Annotated in this window: 12 protein-coding genes; 4 read left to right on the top strand and 8 right to left on the bottom strand. The window is 73.2% G+C overall.

The annotated features are described in order from the left end of the window. Positions 1 to 156: 156 nt before the first annotated feature. A complete protein-coding gene (locus CO540_RS21725; RefSeq protein WP_099163439.1) occupies positions 157 to 1248 on the top strand; it encodes an ABC transporter ATP-binding protein in 1092 nt (363 codons plus the stop codon). A gap of 60 nt (positions 1249 to 1308) precedes the next feature. On the opposite strand, the gene rlmB is transcribed toward CO540_RS21725, so the two are convergent. After that, positions 1309 to 2424, bottom strand: coding sequence for a 23S rRNA (guanosine(2251)-2'-O)-methyltransferase RlmB (gene rlmB, locus CO540_RS21720; protein ID WP_099163438.1), 1116 nt, complete (start codon positions 2422 to 2424; stop codon positions 1309 to 1311). Next, positions 2424 to 3839 (bottom strand): cysteine--tRNA ligase, encoded by a 1416-nt coding sequence (cysS, locus tag CO540_RS21715; protein ID WP_099163437.1) that lies wholly within the window; start codon positions 3837 to 3839, stop codon positions 2424 to 2426. The genes rlmB and cysS overlap by 1 nt, the downstream gene beginning before the upstream one ends. Before the next feature lie 62 nt (positions 3840 to 3901). On the opposite strand from cysS, the gene CO540_RS21710 reads away from it, so the two are divergent. Together CO540_RS21710 and CO540_RS21705 are read left to right on the top strand one after the other, a co-directional pair. Further along, positions 3902 to 4549, top strand: a complete 648-nt coding sequence (locus CO540_RS21710; RefSeq protein ID WP_099163436.1) for an IclR family transcriptional regulator — start codon at positions 3902 to 3904, stop codon at positions 4547 to 4549. Positions 4550 to 4950: 401 nt separating this feature from the next. Then, the gene (locus tag CO540_RS21705) at positions 4951 to 6006 is read left to right on the top strand and encodes a hypothetical protein (protein ID WP_172967903.1); all 1056 of its coding nucleotides are present in this window, start codon (positions 4951 to 4953) and stop codon (positions 6004 to 6006) included. Between the two features lie 68 nt (positions 6007 to 6074). On the opposite strand, the gene CO540_RS21700 is transcribed toward CO540_RS21705, so the two are convergent. From CO540_RS21700 to CO540_RS21690, 3 genes are all read right to left on the bottom strand, one after another. After that, positions 6075 to 7763, bottom strand: a complete 1689-nt coding sequence (locus CO540_RS21700) for a S8 family serine peptidase (RefSeq protein WP_172967902.1) — start codon at positions 7761 to 7763, stop codon at positions 6075 to 6077. Positions 7764 to 7851: 88 nt separating this feature from the next. After that, positions 7852 to 8550 carry an HAD family hydrolase gene (locus tag CO540_RS21695; protein WP_099163434.1) on the bottom strand — a complete coding sequence of 233 codons (699 nt, stop codon included), beginning with the start codon at positions 8548 to 8550 and terminating at the stop codon, positions 7852 to 7854. After that, on the bottom strand, positions 8547 to 9509 hold the full coding sequence (locus CO540_RS21690; RefSeq protein ID WP_099163433.1) for an EamA family transporter: 963 nt from the start codon (positions 9507 to 9509) through the stop codon (positions 8547 to 8549). The genes CO540_RS21695 and CO540_RS21690 overlap by 4 nt, the downstream gene beginning before the upstream one ends. Before the next feature lie 71 nt (positions 9510 to 9580). On the opposite strand from CO540_RS21690, the gene CO540_RS21685 reads away from it, so the two are divergent. Then, on the top strand, positions 9581 to 10126 hold the full coding sequence (locus CO540_RS21685) for a CGNR zinc finger domain-containing protein (RefSeq protein WP_099163432.1): 546 nt from the start codon (positions 9581 to 9583) through the stop codon (positions 10124 to 10126). Here CO540_RS21685 and CO540_RS21680 read toward each other — a convergent pair. The 3 genes from CO540_RS21680 to CO540_RS21670 all read right to left on the bottom strand — a co-directional run bounded on the left by CO540_RS21680 (position 10093) and on the right by CO540_RS21670 (position 15184). After that, positions 10093 to 10686 (bottom strand): GNAT family N-acetyltransferase, encoded by a 594-nt coding sequence (locus tag CO540_RS21680; RefSeq protein ID WP_099163431.1) that lies wholly within the window; start codon positions 10684 to 10686, stop codon positions 10093 to 10095. The two genes, CO540_RS21685 and CO540_RS21680, sit on opposite strands and share 34 nt — an antisense overlap. A 63-nt stretch (positions 10687 to 10749) precedes the next feature. Continuing rightward, entirely contained in the window at positions 10750 to 12159 is a 1410-nt protein-coding gene (locus CO540_RS21675) for a class II fumarate hydratase (RefSeq protein ID WP_172967901.1), read from the bottom strand. Positions 12160 to 12202: 43 nt separating this feature from the next. After that, complete coding sequence (locus CO540_RS21670) at positions 12203 to 15184, bottom strand: BTAD domain-containing putative transcriptional regulator (RefSeq protein WP_099163429.1); 2982 nt, start codon at positions 15182 to 15184, stop codon at positions 12203 to 12205. Between the last annotated feature and the right edge of the window lie 39 nt (positions 15185 to 15223).

Raw genomic sequence — 15223 nt, 5'->3', positions numbered from 1 at the left:
GCCGCGAAAGCCGTTTACGGTGCAGTGACACGGACGACACTCCGGCCGGCCTCGGCTGCCCGGGCGACGACCCCGTTGGCCGGTGCCTTGGGCGCCGGTCGCTCCTTCACTCGGATCGTCCGGCACGTTCCTGCCGGTGAAAGGAAGCGCTCCATCATGGCTACGGTCACCTACGCGAAGGCGTCCCGGATCTATCCGGGCACCGAGCGCCCCGCCGTCAACCAGCTCGACCTCCAGATCGGTGACGGGGAGTTCCTCGTCCTGGTCGGCCCGTCCGGCTGCGGCAAGTCCACCAGCCTGCGGATGCTCGCCGGCCTGGAGGACGTCGACGACGGCGCGATCTACATCGACGACCGGGACGTCACCCACCTCCCGCCGAAGGCCCGCGACATCGCGATGGTCTTCCAGAACTACGCCCTCTACCCGCACATGACGGTGTACGAGAACATGGCGTTCGCCCTCAAGCTGCGCAAGACCTCGAAGTCGGAGATCGACCGGCGGGTCAAGGAGGCGGCCGGGCTGCTCCAGCTGGAGGAGTTCCTCAGCCGCAAGCCGAAGGCGCTCTCCGGCGGTCAGCGCCAGCGTGTCGCCATGGGCCGCGCGATCGTCCGCGAGCCGCAGGTCTTCCTCATGGACGAGCCGCTGTCGAACCTCGACGCCAAGCTGCGCGTCCAGACCCGTACGCAGATCGCCTCGCTCCAGGCGAAGCTCGGCGTCACCACGGTCTACGTCACCCACGACCAGGTCGAGGCCATGACCATGGGTCACCGGGTGGCGGTCATGCTGGACGGCGTGCTCCAGCAGGTGGACACCCCGCGGGCGCTCTACGACACCCCGGCCAACGTCTTCGTCGCCGGCTTCATGGGCTCCCCGGCCATGAACATCAAGACGGTGCCGCTGGCCGAGCAGGGCGCCGCGTTCGCCGAGATGACCGTGCCGCTGACCCGCGAGCAGGTCGCGGCGGCCCGGGCCGAGGGCGGCGACGGCAAGGTGACCGTCGGCTTCCGTCCGGAGGACTGCGACCTGGTGAGCCCGTCCGAGGGCGGCATGCCGGTCGTGGTCGAGCTGGTCGAGGACCTGGGCTCCGACGCCAACATCTACGGCCACGCCGCGCTGGAGGGCCACAACGAGCGGTTCGTGGTTCGCACCGACCGGCGCAGCATGCCGAACATGGGTGACACCGTGTTCGTCAAGCCGCGTGCCGGGCGCAACCACGTCTTCCACGCCACCACCGGCAAGCGGATCTGACGTCAGCGACAGCGAAGGGGCGGTCCGCCGTGGCGGACCGCCCCTTCGTCGTACGTGCGGTCAGGCCTCGACGGACCGACGGCGGGCGACCTCGGCGAGCGTGACCGCGGCGGCGACGCTGGCGTTGAGCGACTCCACGTCCGAGATCATCGGGATGCTGACGGTGAGGTCGCAGGTCTCGCCGACCAGGCGGGACAGCCCGCGTCCCTCCGAGCCGACCACCACGACCAGCGGGCCGACCGCGGCCTCCAGGTCGTACAGGTCGGTCTGCCCGTCGGCGTCGAGGCCGACCACGACGAAGCCGGCGTCCTTGCACGCCTTGAGCGACCGGGTCAGGTTGGTGACCTGGGCGACCGGCACGCGCGCGGCCGCGCCGGCGCTGGTCCGCCAGGCGGTCGCGGTGATCCCGGCGGCACGCCGCTCGGGTACGAACACACCCTGCGCGCCGAACGCGGCGGCCGACCGGATGACGGCGCCGAGGTTACGCGGGTCGGTGACCCCGTCCAGCGCGACGAGCAGCGGGGCGGCCTGCTCCAGCGCGGCGGCGACCAGGTCGTCGAAGGGCTCGTAGGCGAACGGCGGCACCTGGAGGCCGACGCCCTGGTGCAGCACGCCGCCGGTCATCCGGTCCAGCTCGGCGCGGCTGACCTCCAGGATCGCGATGCCCCGGTCGGCGGCGGTGCGGACGATCTCCTTGACCCGGTCGTCCACGTCGATGCCCTGCGCGGTGTAGAGCGCGGTGGCCGGCACCTGGGTGCGCAGCGACTCCAGCACCGGGTTCCGCCCGACCAGCAGCTCGGGGCTGTCCTTCGCCGGGTTGGCCTTGCGCCCCGGCGCCACCCGGGGGCCGCCACGGCCACCGGGCTTGCCCTTGCCGCCCTTCAGCGGCACGCCGGCCCGGGTGCCCTTGCCCCAGGTGGTGTCCTTGGTGCCCGGGTTGCCGATCTTGGGCGCGCGCCCTTCCTCGGCGGCGGCGCGGCGCTCCTTGTCCTGCTTCCAGGCGGTGCGCTGGGGCAGCTTCTCGGTGCCCGAGTACGCCTTGTGCCACGGCCGCTCGTCCGCCGGCAGGGTGCGGCCCCGCCCGGCGAGGGAGTCCTTGTTCTTGCCACCGGTGCCCTTGGGGGCGCCCGACTTCGACGTCAGTCGCCGGCCACGGCGCTGCGAGTTGCCGGCCATCAGTCCTGCTCTCCAATAGTCCAACGCGGGCCCTGGGGGGTGTCCTCGACGACCACACCGGCCTGCTTGAGCTGGTCGCGGACCGCGTCGGCGGCGGTCCAGTCCTTGCGGCTGCGGGCCTGGGCGCGCTGCTCCAGGGCGAGCGCGATCAGCGAGTCCACCACACCGCGCAGGTCGTCCGTGCGCCCACCGCCGGTCCACGCCGGGTCCAGGGGGTCGACGCCGAGGATATCCAGCATCGCCCGCACGGCGGCGAGCGTCGTGCGGACGGTCACATCGTCGCCGGCGGTCAACGCCGTGTTGCCGTCCCGGACCACCTCGTGCAGCACCGCCAGCGCCGCCGAGGTGTTCAGGTCGTCGTCCATCGCCGCCGCGAAACCGGCCGGCAGGTCGCCGGGCCGGGCGGCGCCGACCCGCTCGACCGCCCGCTGCACGAAGCCCTCGACCCTCCGGTACGCGACCGCGGCCTCGCGCAGCGCGTCCTCGGAGTAGTCGATGCGGGAGCGGTAGTGCGCGGCGACGTAGTAGTAGCGCAGCTCCACCGGGCGGACCCCGAGCGAGGCCACGTAGTCGAGGTCGAGCGTGTTGCCCAACGACTTGCCCATCTTGGTGCCGCCGATGCCGAGCAGGCCGTGGTGCACCCAGTAGCGGGCGAACGGCAGGTCGGCGGCCTGGGACTGGGCGATCTCGTTCTCGTGGTGCGGGAACGTCAGGTCGAGCCCGCCGCCGTGGATGTCGAACTCGGCGCCCAGGTAGCGCCAGCACATGGCCGAGCACTCGATGTGCCAGCCGGGTCGGCCGCGACCCCACGGCGACGGCCAGTAGGCGTCGGCCGGCTCGTCCGGCTTGGCGCCCTTCCAGAGGGCGAAGTCACGCGGATCCCGTTTGCCCCGGTCGGGGGCGTCCCCGGCGGACTGCATGTCGGCCGGCGACTGGCCGGACAGCGACCCGTAGGCCGGCCAGGAGGCCACGTCGAAGTAGACGTCGCCGGAGCCGTCAGTGGCCGGGTAGGCGTGCCCGGTCTCGATCAACCGGGCGATCAGCTCCTGCATCTCCGGCACGTGACCGGTGGCCCGCGGCTCGTAGGTCGGCGGGAGCACGTTCAGTGCCCGGTAGGACGCGGAGAGGAGCTGCTCGTTCGTGTAGGCGATCGACCAGAACGGTCGCCCCTGCTCCATCGCCTTGGCCAGGACCTTGTCGTCGATGTCGGTGAGGTTGCGGATGAACGTGACCTCGAAGCCCTTGCTCAGCAGCCAGCGGCGCAGCACGTCGTAGTTGACGCCGGAGCGAAGGTGACCGATGTGCGGCGGGGCCTGGAGCGTGAGACCACACAGGTAGACCCCCACCTTGCCGGCTTCCCGCGGGACGAAGTCCCGCACCGATCGGGTGGCGGTGTCATACAGGCGTAGCGTCACCTCACAAGCGTAGCCGTCCGCACATTTCCCGGTTGGGCGGAGCCGGGCCGTACGCTGCGTGCGTGGACACGGCGGCACGCCCGGGTGAGACGGCGCAGACCCTGGACCGCGGGCTGCGCCTGCTGCACCTCGTGGCGGACGCCCCGGGCGGGCTGACCGTCACCGAGGCGGCGCAGCGGCTCGGCATCGGGCGCGCGGCGGTCTACCGGTTGGTCGGCGCGCTGACCGGGCACGGCATGCTCCGGCGCGACGGCGAGGGCCGGCTGCGGATCGGCATGGGCGTGCTGCACCTGGCCCGCCGGGCCCAGCCCCTGCTCGCCGAGGGGGCGCTGCCCGCCCTGCGCCGGCTCGCCGAGCGGACCGGGGCGACCGCCCACCTGACCGTCGTCGAGGGTGGCGAGGGGGTGGCGCTGGCCGTGGTCGAGCCGAGCTGGACCGCCTTCCACGTGGCCTATCGCACCGGCTCCCGGCATCCGTTGGAGCGGGGCGCGGCCGGGCGGGCGGTGCTGGCCGGGCGGGCCGGCGAGTCCGGGCCGGTCAGCACCAGCGGCGAGTTGCAGTCCGGCGCGTACGGGGTGGCGGCGCCGGTGCTCGGGGTGCCAGGGCTGGAGGGGAGCGTGGGGGTGGTCTCGCTGACCCCGCTCGACGTGATCGAGGTCGGCGCCCAGGTCACCGCCGCCGCCGAGGCGGTCGCCGCCGCCCTCTCCTGATCCGCCTCACCCGCCGACACGAGGCCTGGCCGGGCGGCCCACGCCAGTCCGCCGACGTGGCGGCATCACCACAGCCCGGACGCCACCACCTCGCCGAACTGCAGACGATCAACGACCGGGACGCGCCGGCCAGACCACCCGACCCTCCCACCGCAGCGCCGCCACCCCGGAAGTGACCCCACCGAAGCCCATCCCCCACCACTACGCCGAAGTTGCTGCATCACCACGCCCCGGACGCCACCACCTCCCCGAACCGCAGTCGATCACCCTGCGGCCCGAGCGCGAGGCGTTACCACACCGGCGGCCGGGTGAGGCGGTTGTCCACAGGTCGCGGTGGATGGCTCGGCCGCGGCTGTCCACAGGGGTGTCGAGTGCCGCCCCGACCACGCCAGGCTGGTCGCATGCCACCTCATCCTCATCGACCAGCGGAGTTGGCCTGGCAGGTCTTCCGGGGCTCGGCCGCGATCCGGCGCGGCCTGCTGTCCCGACACCACCTCCGGGGGGCGTCCTGGATCCGGCTCCGGCAGGACGTCTACGCCGACGCGCGGCTCGACCGTGATCACGCGCTGACCTGCCGCGCGGCTCTGCTGCGCATGCCACCCGGCACTCTGGTCGCCGGCCCCTCTGCGGCCTACCTGCACGGTGTCGAGCACGCTGCCGGCTTCACGGACGACGTGCACGTCCTGCTGCCGGCCACGGTCAGGGCCGACTCGCAACCGGGTGTGCGGGTGCACCATGCCCCGATGTCGACCACCCGCTGCGGCCTCCTGGTCCCGGCCGGCACAGCCACAACCCCCGGCACCACCAGGGCCGCCGTCACCGGCGCGGCCGCGGGCACCACGCCGACCAGGCGCACCGGTCCGCCCGCTCGCACGACCTCGTCGCCTGCGGCGGACCGATCATCGGGCCTGCCCCTGGTCATGACCGAGCCACCGCCCCGCACCGATCCGGTGACCTGTGCCTGGGAGACCGCGGTCTGGGCCGAGCCGGTGAAGGCGGTCGGCATCATCGACGGCCTGCTGCGCACCGGCTCGGTGGGCCGCGCGGAGTTGGCCAGCGAGGCGGCCCGGAACGTCGGTCGCCCCGGAGGCCGACGGGCGGCGTGGGTGTTCGGCCTGACCGACGGGCTGGCTCAGTCTCCGCCCGAGTCCCACCTGCGGGTGCGGCTGATGTTCGCCGGCCTGCCCCGTCCGGTGGCCCAGCATCCGGTGCGCGTGTCGACCGGCCTGATCCTGCATCCCGATCTCGCGTGGCCGGAGTTCCGGGTCGCGGTCGAGTACGACGGCCAGTGGCACTCCGACGCCGACCGGATGCACCTGGACCGGCGGCGCCTCAACCAGCTCGTCGAGGCCGGCTGGCTGGTGCTGCACGTGACCGGCCGTCGCCTGCGCAAGGAGTTCCCCGCGCTGGTCCGGGAGATCCGCACTGCCCTGGTGGCCCGGGGCTGGCGGCCGTGACGAGCGCGAGAAAGCCGACGTGGCGGCGCCCGGGAGTACCGGACACCGCCACGACGGTCGAACGGGTGTTACGGACGAGCGTTGGGCTTCAGCGGGGTCTTCACCGCGGCGTAGGCGTCGACGATGCCGTAGCCGTAGAAGCCGTTGAAGTTCAGCGAGCCCGCGCAGTACGCGTCGAACTCGGCGTCCCGACCCTCGTTGGTGTAGGTCTGCAGCCGCGGCTCCGGGCAGGCGTGCTCGGCCGCCGTCCGGTAGAGGTGCTGCTCGACCAGGTCCGGCGACATGCCGAAGCCGTTGCGGCCCTGCTGCTTGCCGTAGCGGCTGACGATCAGCGCCGCCACGCCCGCGGCGTGCGGGGACGCCATCGAGGTGCCCTGGAGGTAGGTGTAGTAGCCACACTCACCCTTGGCGGTGCACTGCTTGAACACCGAGTTCTCGAAGCCGGCGACGATGTTGCCGGCCTCGTCGACCGAGCCCTCCTCCTGCAGCACCTTCTTCGGGTACGTGGAGAGGATCATGTTGGCGTCGGCGCGGTAGGTGTCGGTGCCGAAGCCGTCCCGGAACCAACCACCCGGAGCCGCCACCGAGATCTGCTCGGTGCCGTAGTTCGAGAAGTCGGCCTTCTTGCCGGACGGGCCGACGGCCGACACGCCGATCACGTGCGGGCCCTCGGTGGGCAGGTCCCAGCAGCTCGCGTTGTCGATCGGCCGCGGGTACGGGTCGGAGCCGTAGTCCGGGCTGCTCACGTCGGTGCGCGGGTTGCCGAGGTCCTCGTGGTTGTTGCCCAGCGCGCCGACCAGCGTGACGCCCTTGCGGTGCGCGAAGGTGAGCGCCCGCTTCATGGCCTCGATGATGGTCCGCTGCTCGGCCTGCGCCTCCGGCGAGTCGGCCGGGTTGGCGGTGCAGTTGTAGAGCCACGGGTCGACGTAGAAGGACATGTTGACCACGTCCAGGCCGGAACGGCCCGCGTAGACCAGGGCGTTGACCACCGGGTTGAGGAAGAAGTAGCCGCTGTCCTGGCCACCCTTCAGCTCGACCAGGGAGACCTTCGGCGCCACGCCGGAGAGGCCGAAGCCGTTGGCGGCGGCGCCGATGGTGCCGGCCACGTGCGTGCCGTGCCCGCCGTCGTCGGTGCCGACCGGGTCGAGGCAGCTCGCCACCTCGCACGGGCCGTCGACGTCCACGAGGTCCGGCGCGAAGTTGCGCGACAGCGCCCAGTTGAAGTTGGGGGCCAGGTCCGGCTGGCTGGCGTCGACGCCGGTGTCCAGCACGCCGACGGTCACCCGACGGTCACCCGGCTCGATCGTGCGGGCCTTGTCGGCCCGGATCATGTCCAGACCCCAGAGCTTGTCGTCCAGGGGGTCCATCTTCTTGGCCTTGCCCTTGGCGGCCTTGCCCTTGCTCGCGACGGCGGCCAGCAGGTGCTCCTGCTCGACCCGGTCCAGCTTCGGCTTGCTGCCGATCGCCTTCTCCTCGGCCGCACCGAGCAGCGCGCCGGCGGCGGTGGCCCGGCTGGCGAAGTCCGCCCGGTCGCTGGTCACCTGGAAGAGGCCGACGTCGTCGGTACGGGAGACGACCTTGCCACCGGCCGCGGTGATCGCGGCGATGGCGGCGTCGTTGGAGACGCCGCTCTCGGCCAGCACGGTGAAGGTCCGGGTGCTGGACGGCGCGGCGGCCGCCGGAACGCCCAGGCCGGTCACCGTGAGTGCCAGCGAGGCCGCAGCCGCGACCGCGCCGGCGGTGAAGCGCTTGCTCACCACATCAGATCCTCTCGTTGAGGGACGTGGTGTCATCCCACATCACGGGAGCGAGTTCCGCCAGATCCACGTCCGGTATAGACCCCAATCAGGCATTCGCACTTGTCAACGCCGCGATGGCCTCGGGCAATTCGGCCAGCGTGGACACCTCCGCGTCGGGGTCGAGCCCCGGCGGGCGGGGCAGTCCGCCCCGGTTGAGCCAGACCGCGCGTAGCCCGGCCCGCTGGGCGGCGACCACGTCGTGCTCCGGCGAGTCGCCGACGTGGACGATGCGCGCGGCCGGCAGCCCGGCGGCCGCGACCACGGCCGCGAAGAACGCCGGCGCCGGCTTCTTCGGCAGGCCGCCCTCGTGCGCGTACAGCTCGAAGGCGAACTGGCCGGGCAGGCCGCAGCGTTCGGCGCGGCTGTTGCCGTTGGTGGCGAAGCCCAGCAGGTGGTGCGGGCGCAGCGCGGCCAGCGCCGGCAGCGCGTCGGGGAACGGCCTGCTCAGCGCGTACCGGCGGGCGAAGAACAGCGTCGCGAACTCGTCCAGGTGCGCGTCCAGTCCGGCCCGGGCCAGCGACCGGGCCAGCGCGGCCCGTCGGATCTCCTGCACCGGTGCGGCGCTGAGCGCGCCGAAGACCGCACCCCAGTCCCCCTCCAGGTCCGCGAGGGACACGTCGGCCGCCGCCGGGGTCCGCCGCCGCATCTCCTCGAGTACGGCGACCAGCCCGCCGGTGACCGCCGGGCGCAGGTCGATCAGGGTCTCGTCGGCGTCGAAGACGACCGCGGCGCGGGGCGTGCTCATCGCTCGCCGGCCAGTGCCGGCGCGGGCGGAGCGGGTGCCGCCGACTCGGGTCCGGCCCGCAACTCGTCCATCCGGACCAGCGCGACGCCGCCGACGATGAAGACGCCGCCGACCAGTTGGATCCCGCTGGGCAACTCGTTCAGCACCAGCCAGGCGATCAGCACCGCGAACATCACCTCGGTCAGCCCGATGAAGGAGGAGAGCCGCGCACCGAGCAACCGGGCCCCGGCGACGCCGGCCAGGTAGGCGACGACGGCGGCGATCAGCGACAGCCCGACGATCGGCACCAGCCAGCTCATCCGGTGCCCGGCGAAGCTGACGTCCCCGGTGCCGGCGGCCAGCGGCAACGCCCCGACCGCGCCGAGCAGCAGCAGCACCAGCGCCCCGACGGCCATGCCGCCGCTGGCCATCACCACCGACGGCAGTTCGGCGTCGACGCGGCCGGCGATGACGTAGTAACCGGCCAGCCCGACGCCGGCGCCCAAACCCCAGAGCACACCCACCGGGTCGAGGCCGCCGGCGCCGGTGAGGTCGAGGACGAGCGCCAACCCGCACAGGGCGGTCAGCGAGCCGGCCACGGTCAGCAGTCGTGGACGTTGCCCGTGGACCAGCCACATCCATCCGACCACCATCACGATGCCGAGGTACTCCAGCATGAGCGCCACCCCGACCGGCAGGTACTGGACGGCGTTGTAGAAGCAGGCCTGGGCCAGCGCCACGCCGAGCAGACCGAACAGCACCACCGCGACCCCGTTGCGGCGCAGCACCGGCCATCGGCCGCGCAGCGCGAGCAGGGCGGGCACGCCCAGCACCAGCGCGGCGACACCGACCCGGGCGATCACCACCGCGGCGGCCGACCACTCCCCGTCGAGCAGGGGGCGGGCGAACGTGCCCGAGGTGGCGAACGCGAGCGCGGAGAGCAGGGCCAGACCGAGCCCGGCGCGGGGCCGTTCACGCATGGGCAACTCCTGGTCATGAGTAAAAAGCGTTATGCTGGTGACGCTAGGCGGAACCTTCGACAGGAGTCAAGGTGCTCTTTGCTCATGACACGGAGTGCGCGCTGGTCGCCGCCGCCGCACTGGTGAACACGGCGGGTCCGGGCCGGGACGAGCTGCCCGACGTGGGCGCCCTCGACGACTTCGTCAGCGTCCACGGCTTCAGCGGCCGGCACGAGCACACCGACGTCGAGCTGCGCCAGGTCCGCGCCCTGCGGCCCCGGTTGCACCGCGTCTGGCACGCCGACGCCGACGAGGTGGTGGAGATCGTCAACGGCCTGCTCCGCGAGTCGCACGCGCTGCCACAGCTCATCCGGCACGACGACGAGCCCTACCACCTGCACGCCGTGCCGCGGGACGCGCCGCTGGCGACCCGGATGGCCGTCGAGGCCGCGATGGCCCTGGCCGACCTGATCCGCATGGGTGAACTGCGCCGGCTGCGGCACTGCGACCACCCGGACTGCGCCAACGTGCTGGTCGACCTGTCGAAGAACCGGTCCCGCCGGTTCTGCGACGCCGGCTGCGGCAACCGGGCCGCGGTGAGCGCCTACCGCGCCCGCAGGGCGGCGTCCCACTCCTGACGCGCCGCGGGCCACTCCTCGCGGCGCAGCTCGTACTCCACCTCACCGTGCTCCGTACCCGGGATCGGGTCGTCGAACGTCAGGTGGAAGGTGCGCACCCAGCGCAACCCCGCGCGGGCCATCACCGCGCGCGAGCGGTCGTTGACCGCCATGGTCTCGGCCCACACCCGCCGCACGCCGACCGTCTCGAACGCGTGCCGCACCAGCGCCCGCGCCCCCTCGGTGGCCAGGCCGTGCCCCCACACGGCGCGGCGCAGCCGGTAGCCCAGCTCCCCCTCGGCACCGTCGTCGGACGGATCGAGCGCGAGCCAGCCCAGGAACTCGCCGGTGAACCGGTCGAGCGCCGCCCAGCGGCCGAGCCCGGGGTGACGGCCGTACTGCCCCAGCAGCCGGGGCAACACCTCGTGCCGGATCGTCCCGGCGGGCGTCGGCTCACCGTTGGTGAGGAACCGCATGACCTCACGGTCGGCGTCCAGCTCGACCAGCCGGCCCACGTCGTCCATGGTGAACCGGCGCAGCGTCAGCCGCGCGGTCTCCAGCAACACCCCGTCGTCAGGCACGGTCGGATCATCCCGCGCACCCGGTGACGGGGCGAGGCAATTACCGGCGTCGCGGCGTCCCGCTCAGGGGTGGGTCATCCGGAGCAGGTCCAGCGCCTCGTCGAGCTGGGTCTCGGTGAGCGTGCCCGAGTCGACGTGCCCCCGGGAGATCACCACCTCCCGGATGGAGACCTGCCTGGCCAGCGCCTCCTTGGCGATCGAGGCGGCCTCGTCGTAGCCCAGGTGGCGGTTGAGCGGGGTGACGATCGACGGCGACCCCTCCGCGTACGCCAGGCAGACCTCGGCGTCCGCGACCAGGCCGGCCACCAGGCGCTCGGCGAACAACCGGCTCGACGCGGCGATCAGCTTGATCGACTCCAGCAGGTTGCGGCCCATGACCGGGAGCATCACGTTCAACTCGAAGTCGCCCTGCGAGCCCGCGAACGCCACCGCCGCGTCGTTGCCGATGACCTGGGCGCAGACCTGGCGCATCGCCTCGGCCACCACCGGGTTCACCTTGCCCGGCATGATGGACGAGCCGGGCTGGAGGTCGGGGATGCGCAGCTCGCGCAGGCCGGCGCGCGGCCCGGAGCCCATCCAGCGTACGTCGTTGGCGATCTTGTAGAGGCCGACCGCGATGGTGCGGAGCTGGCCCGAGGTCTCCACGAGCGCGTCCCGGGCGCCCTGCGCCTCGAAGTGGTTACGCGCCTCGCTGAGCGGCAGGCCGGTGGAGTCCCGCAGCCGGCCGATCACCTTGCCGGCGAAGCCGAGCGGGGTGTTGATGCCGGTGCCCACAGCGGTGCCGCCCAGCGGCAGCTCGGCCAGCCGGGGCAGCACGGACTCCAGTCGCTCCACGCCGTAGCGGACCTGGGCGGCGTAGCCGCCGAACTCCTGCCCGAGCGTGACCGGCGTGGCATCCATCAGGTGGGTGCGGCCCGCCTTGACCACCGTCTCGAACTCGGCCGCCTTCTCCTCCAGCGCGCCCGCGAGCTGCTTCAGCGAGGGGATCAGGTCCTCCACCACGAACTGCGTGGCGGCCAGGTGGATCGAGGTCGGGAAGACGTCGTTGCTGGACTGCGAGGCGTTCACGTGGTCGTTCGGGTGGACGTCGCGGCCCAGCTCCCGGCCGGCCAGCGTGGCGATGACCTCGTTGGTGTTCATGTTGGACGAGGTGCCGGAGCCGGTCTGGAAGACGTCCACCGGGAACTGGTCGTCGTAGCCGCCGTCGGCAACGTGCGCGGCGGCGGTGGCGATCGCCTCCGCCACGTCCGCGTCGATCACCCCCAGCTCACCGTTGACCTGGGCCGCCGCCCCCTTGATCTGCGCCAGCGCCTTGATCTGGGCCGGTTCGAGCCCGCGTCCGGAGATCGGGAAGTTCTGCACCGCGCGCTGGGTCTGCGCCCGCCACAGCGCCTCGGCGGGCACCTCCACCTCGCCCATCGAGTCGCGTTCGATCCGGTAGCCGGTCGCCTCTGGAGTCGTCACGCATACCATCCTGCCGCGCCGGCCGCCGGCGTGCAGGGAAAGTGGGGGGCGCTCAACCCAGCTCGGCCAGCAACTCCTCGGTGGCCCACCGGTCCGGCGACTCGATCTGACGGAACAGCGCCACCGCCCGGTTGGCGTACCGCCGTGCCTGGTCGGAGTCGGTGTACCGCAGGCACCGGGCCATGCCGTCCAGCGCCCGGGCCTGCTCGTAGCGCGCGCCGAGCCGGGTGGCGTCGGTGAGCACCCGGCGGTGCAGGTCCAACGCGCTGCTGACGTCGCCCTGGTCTCCGATCGCCCGGGCGAGCAGGTTCCGGGAGGCGCACTGCCCGATCACGTCGCCGGCGTCGGTCATCGCGGCGAGCGCGGTCCGGTGCCGGGCGGCCGCCCGGTCCGGGAAGCCGGCCTCGCGTTCCAGCACGCCGATCTCGTTGAGCACCTCGCCCTCGCCGTAGCGGTTGGCGGCCCGGCGCTTGAGGCGCAACGCGACGTGGAGCAGCCGCCGGGCCGGGCCCAGGTGACCCAGCCGGTGCCGGGCCATCGCGACGTGCCCCACGGCCTGACTGAGCTGCCGGAAGTCACCGGTCTCCCGGGCCAGCACGAGATGCCGGCGGGACACCTCCAGCGCCTCGTCGTACCGCCCCCACAACAGCAACGACAGCGCCGTGTTGTTGAGCACGTTCGCCAGCGCCGCGGCCTCGTCCAGCTCCCGCGCGAGCTGCGTGGCGGCCGCGTACGTCTCGATCGCCCGCCGGTGGTCGCCGTTGTGGGAGTAGGCGGTGCCCAGGTTGTTCAGTGAGTTGCGGAGCGCGTGGCGCCGGCCGAGCCGCCGGTAGACCTCGACGGACGCCTCGGTGAGCCGCACGGCCTCGGCGAAGCGGGCCCGACGGAAGTGCGCCGAGGCGAGGTAGTTGAGCGTCATCGCCACGGCCTCGTCGTCCTGGAGGGCCAGGGCGGCGCGCAGGCCGATGGTGTGCGCCTCGACCAGCTCGTCGAGGTGACCCCCGTCGAAGTGCGCCTTCCAGCAGGCGCGGGCGAGCTGCCAGCAGTACCGCGGAAATCCTTCGACCTCCGCCAGCCGGATCAGGGCGAGCAGGGCGGCCCCGTTCTCGTCGAACCAGGGCCGGCCGAGGGGGGCGACGGCGGCCACGAGGTCCGGCCGGGCCGGCTCGGGCAGGTCGAACAGGTGACCGTTGCCGGGCAGCTCCATCACGCGGGCGATGGCGAGAGCGACCTGAAGGTGGTATTCGAGGAGCCGTTCCAGCGCCGCCCGCCGCTCCGCCGCGGTCTCCCGGTCCGCGCCGAGCGTGCGCCCGTACTCCCGGATCAGGTCGTGCAGCCCGTAGCGGCCCGGCTCCACCTCCTCGACGAGGTGTGCGTCGACCAGGTCGTCGAGTGCGTCCTGCGCCTCCGGCAGCGACAGGTCGGCGAGCGCCGCCGCCACCCGGTTGTCGACCCGGGCGCCCGGGTGCAGCCCGATCAGGCGGAAGACACGCTGCGCGGCCGGAGCCACCTGCTCGTACGACAGGGCGAAGGCCCGGGCCACCGAACGTTCCCCGGCGGTCAGCTCGGCCAGCGGATCCGCCGCGGTCGCCAGCCGCTCGGCCAGGTCGGCCACCCGCCACCGCGGCCGGTGCGCGAGCCGGGCGCCGGCCAGCCGCAGGGCGAGTGGGAGATGGCCGCAGCGACGGGCCACCTCCGCGGCGGCGTCGGGCTCCGCCCAGACCCGCTCCGCGCCGGCCACCCGGGCGAGCAGTTCGACCGCCTCGTCGGCGTCGAGCACCGGCAACGAGGACGGCCGGCCGCCGTCCAGGCCGATCAGCCGCCGACGGCTGGTGATCAGCACCAGGCAGTCCGGGCCGTTGGGCAGCAAGGGTACGACCTGGGCGGCGTCCGCCGCGTTGTCGAGCACCACGACGGCCCGCCGTCCGGCCAGCTCGGAGCGCCACATGGCCAGCCGGTCCGCCAGGTCCACCGGTACGCGTTCGGCCGGCACACCGAGCTGCCGGAGCAGGGTGGCCACCGCGGCGGCCGTGCTCAACGGGCTGCGTTCGCTGTGCCCGTGCAGGTCGACGAAGAGCTGCGCGTCCGGGAAGCGCTCGCCCAGCGCGGTCGCCACCTGGACGGCGAGCGTGGTCTTGCCGCTGCCCGCCATGCCGTCGACCAGGTGGACCCGGACACCGTCCTGTTCGATCTCCTTGACCAGCCGGGCCACGGTCTGCTGCCGGCCGGTGAAGTCGCTGATGGCCCGGGGCAGCGCCCGCACGGGCGTGGCGGCGCGCGTCTCCGACCCGCCCAGCGCCAGGTCACCGGCGAGCACCCGCTGGTGCAGTTCCTGCAACGCCGCACCGGGTTCGATGCCCAGCTCGTCGGCGTAGATCCGCCGGCCCTCCCGGTAGACGGCGAGCGCGTCCGCCTGGCGCCCGAGCGCGGACAGGGCCAGCATCAGCTGCCCGCGCAGCCGCTCGCGCAACGGGTGGCGTTCGACGTTCTCGGCCAGCTCGTCGACCAGGTCGGCCGCGCGCCGCAGCCGCAGCTCCACGTCGACGCACTCCTCCAGCACCGCGAGCCGCTGCTCGTCGAGCGTCTGGGCCCGTCGCCGGACGCTCCGGGCCGGAACCCCCGCCAGCGCCGGACCCCGCCAGAGCGCCAGGGCCGCCCGGTAGTGCCGCCGCGCGTCCGCCACCCGGCCGCCGGCCGCCGCCGCGCGGGCCGTCTCCACCCCGCGGGCGAAGACCTCGGCGTCGAGGTCGTCCGGCTCGACCCGGATGCCGTAGCCGGCCGGGTCGGTGACGATGGTCTCGGCGGGCAGCCCGAGCAGGGCGAACCGCTGCCGCAGTCGGGACACGCAGATCTGGAGCTGGGCCCGCGCGGTGGCCGGCGGGCGCTCCTCCCAGACCGCGTCGACCAGTTCCTCGGTCGACACCACCCGCCCGGCGCGCAGCAGCAGCATGGCGAGCACGATCCGGTCCCGACCCGCGGTGACGGTGGCTTCACCACCGCCGACCCGCAGGGGTCCCAGGATCCCGAAGCGCATCTGTGCCACCACCCGCCCCCGTGAGTGCAACTTCCAGCA

This window comes from Micromonospora sp. WMMA2032 (assembly GCF_002688545.1).
Taxonomy (GTDB): Bacteria; Actinomycetota; Actinomycetes; order Mycobacteriales; family Micromonosporaceae; genus Micromonospora; species Micromonospora sediminicola.
This window is presented reverse-complemented; position numbering and strand designations above follow the sequence as displayed.

Bases quoted from the DNA above. Each gene is read 5' to 3' on its own strand.
- CO540_RS21725 (WP_099163439.1), top strand. From the start codon at position 157: ATGGCTACGGTCACCTACGCGAAGGCGTCCCGGATCTATCCGGGCACC.
- rlmB (WP_099163438.1), bottom strand. From the start codon at position 2,424: ATGGCCGGCAACTCGCAGCGCCGTGGCCGGCGACTGACGTCGAAGTCG.
- CO540_RS21705 (WP_172967903.1), top strand. From the start codon at position 4,951: ATGCCACCTCATCCTCATCGACCAGCGGAGTTGGCCTGGCAGGTCTTC.
- CO540_RS21695 (WP_099163434.1), bottom strand. From the start codon at position 8,550: ATGAGCACGCCCCGCGCCGCGGTCGTCTTCGACGCCGACGAGACCCTG.
- CO540_RS21690 (WP_099163433.1), bottom strand. From the start codon at position 9,509: ATGCGTGAACGGCCCCGCGCCGGGCTCGGTCTGGCCCTGCTCTCCGCG.
- CO540_RS21675 (WP_172967901.1), bottom strand. From the start codon at position 12,159: ATGGTATGCGTGACGACTCCAGAGGCGACCGGCTACCGGATCGAACGC.
- CO540_RS21670 (WP_099163429.1), bottom strand. From the start codon at position 15,184: ATGCGCTTCGGGATCCTGGGACCCCTGCGGGTCGGCGGTGGTGAAGCC.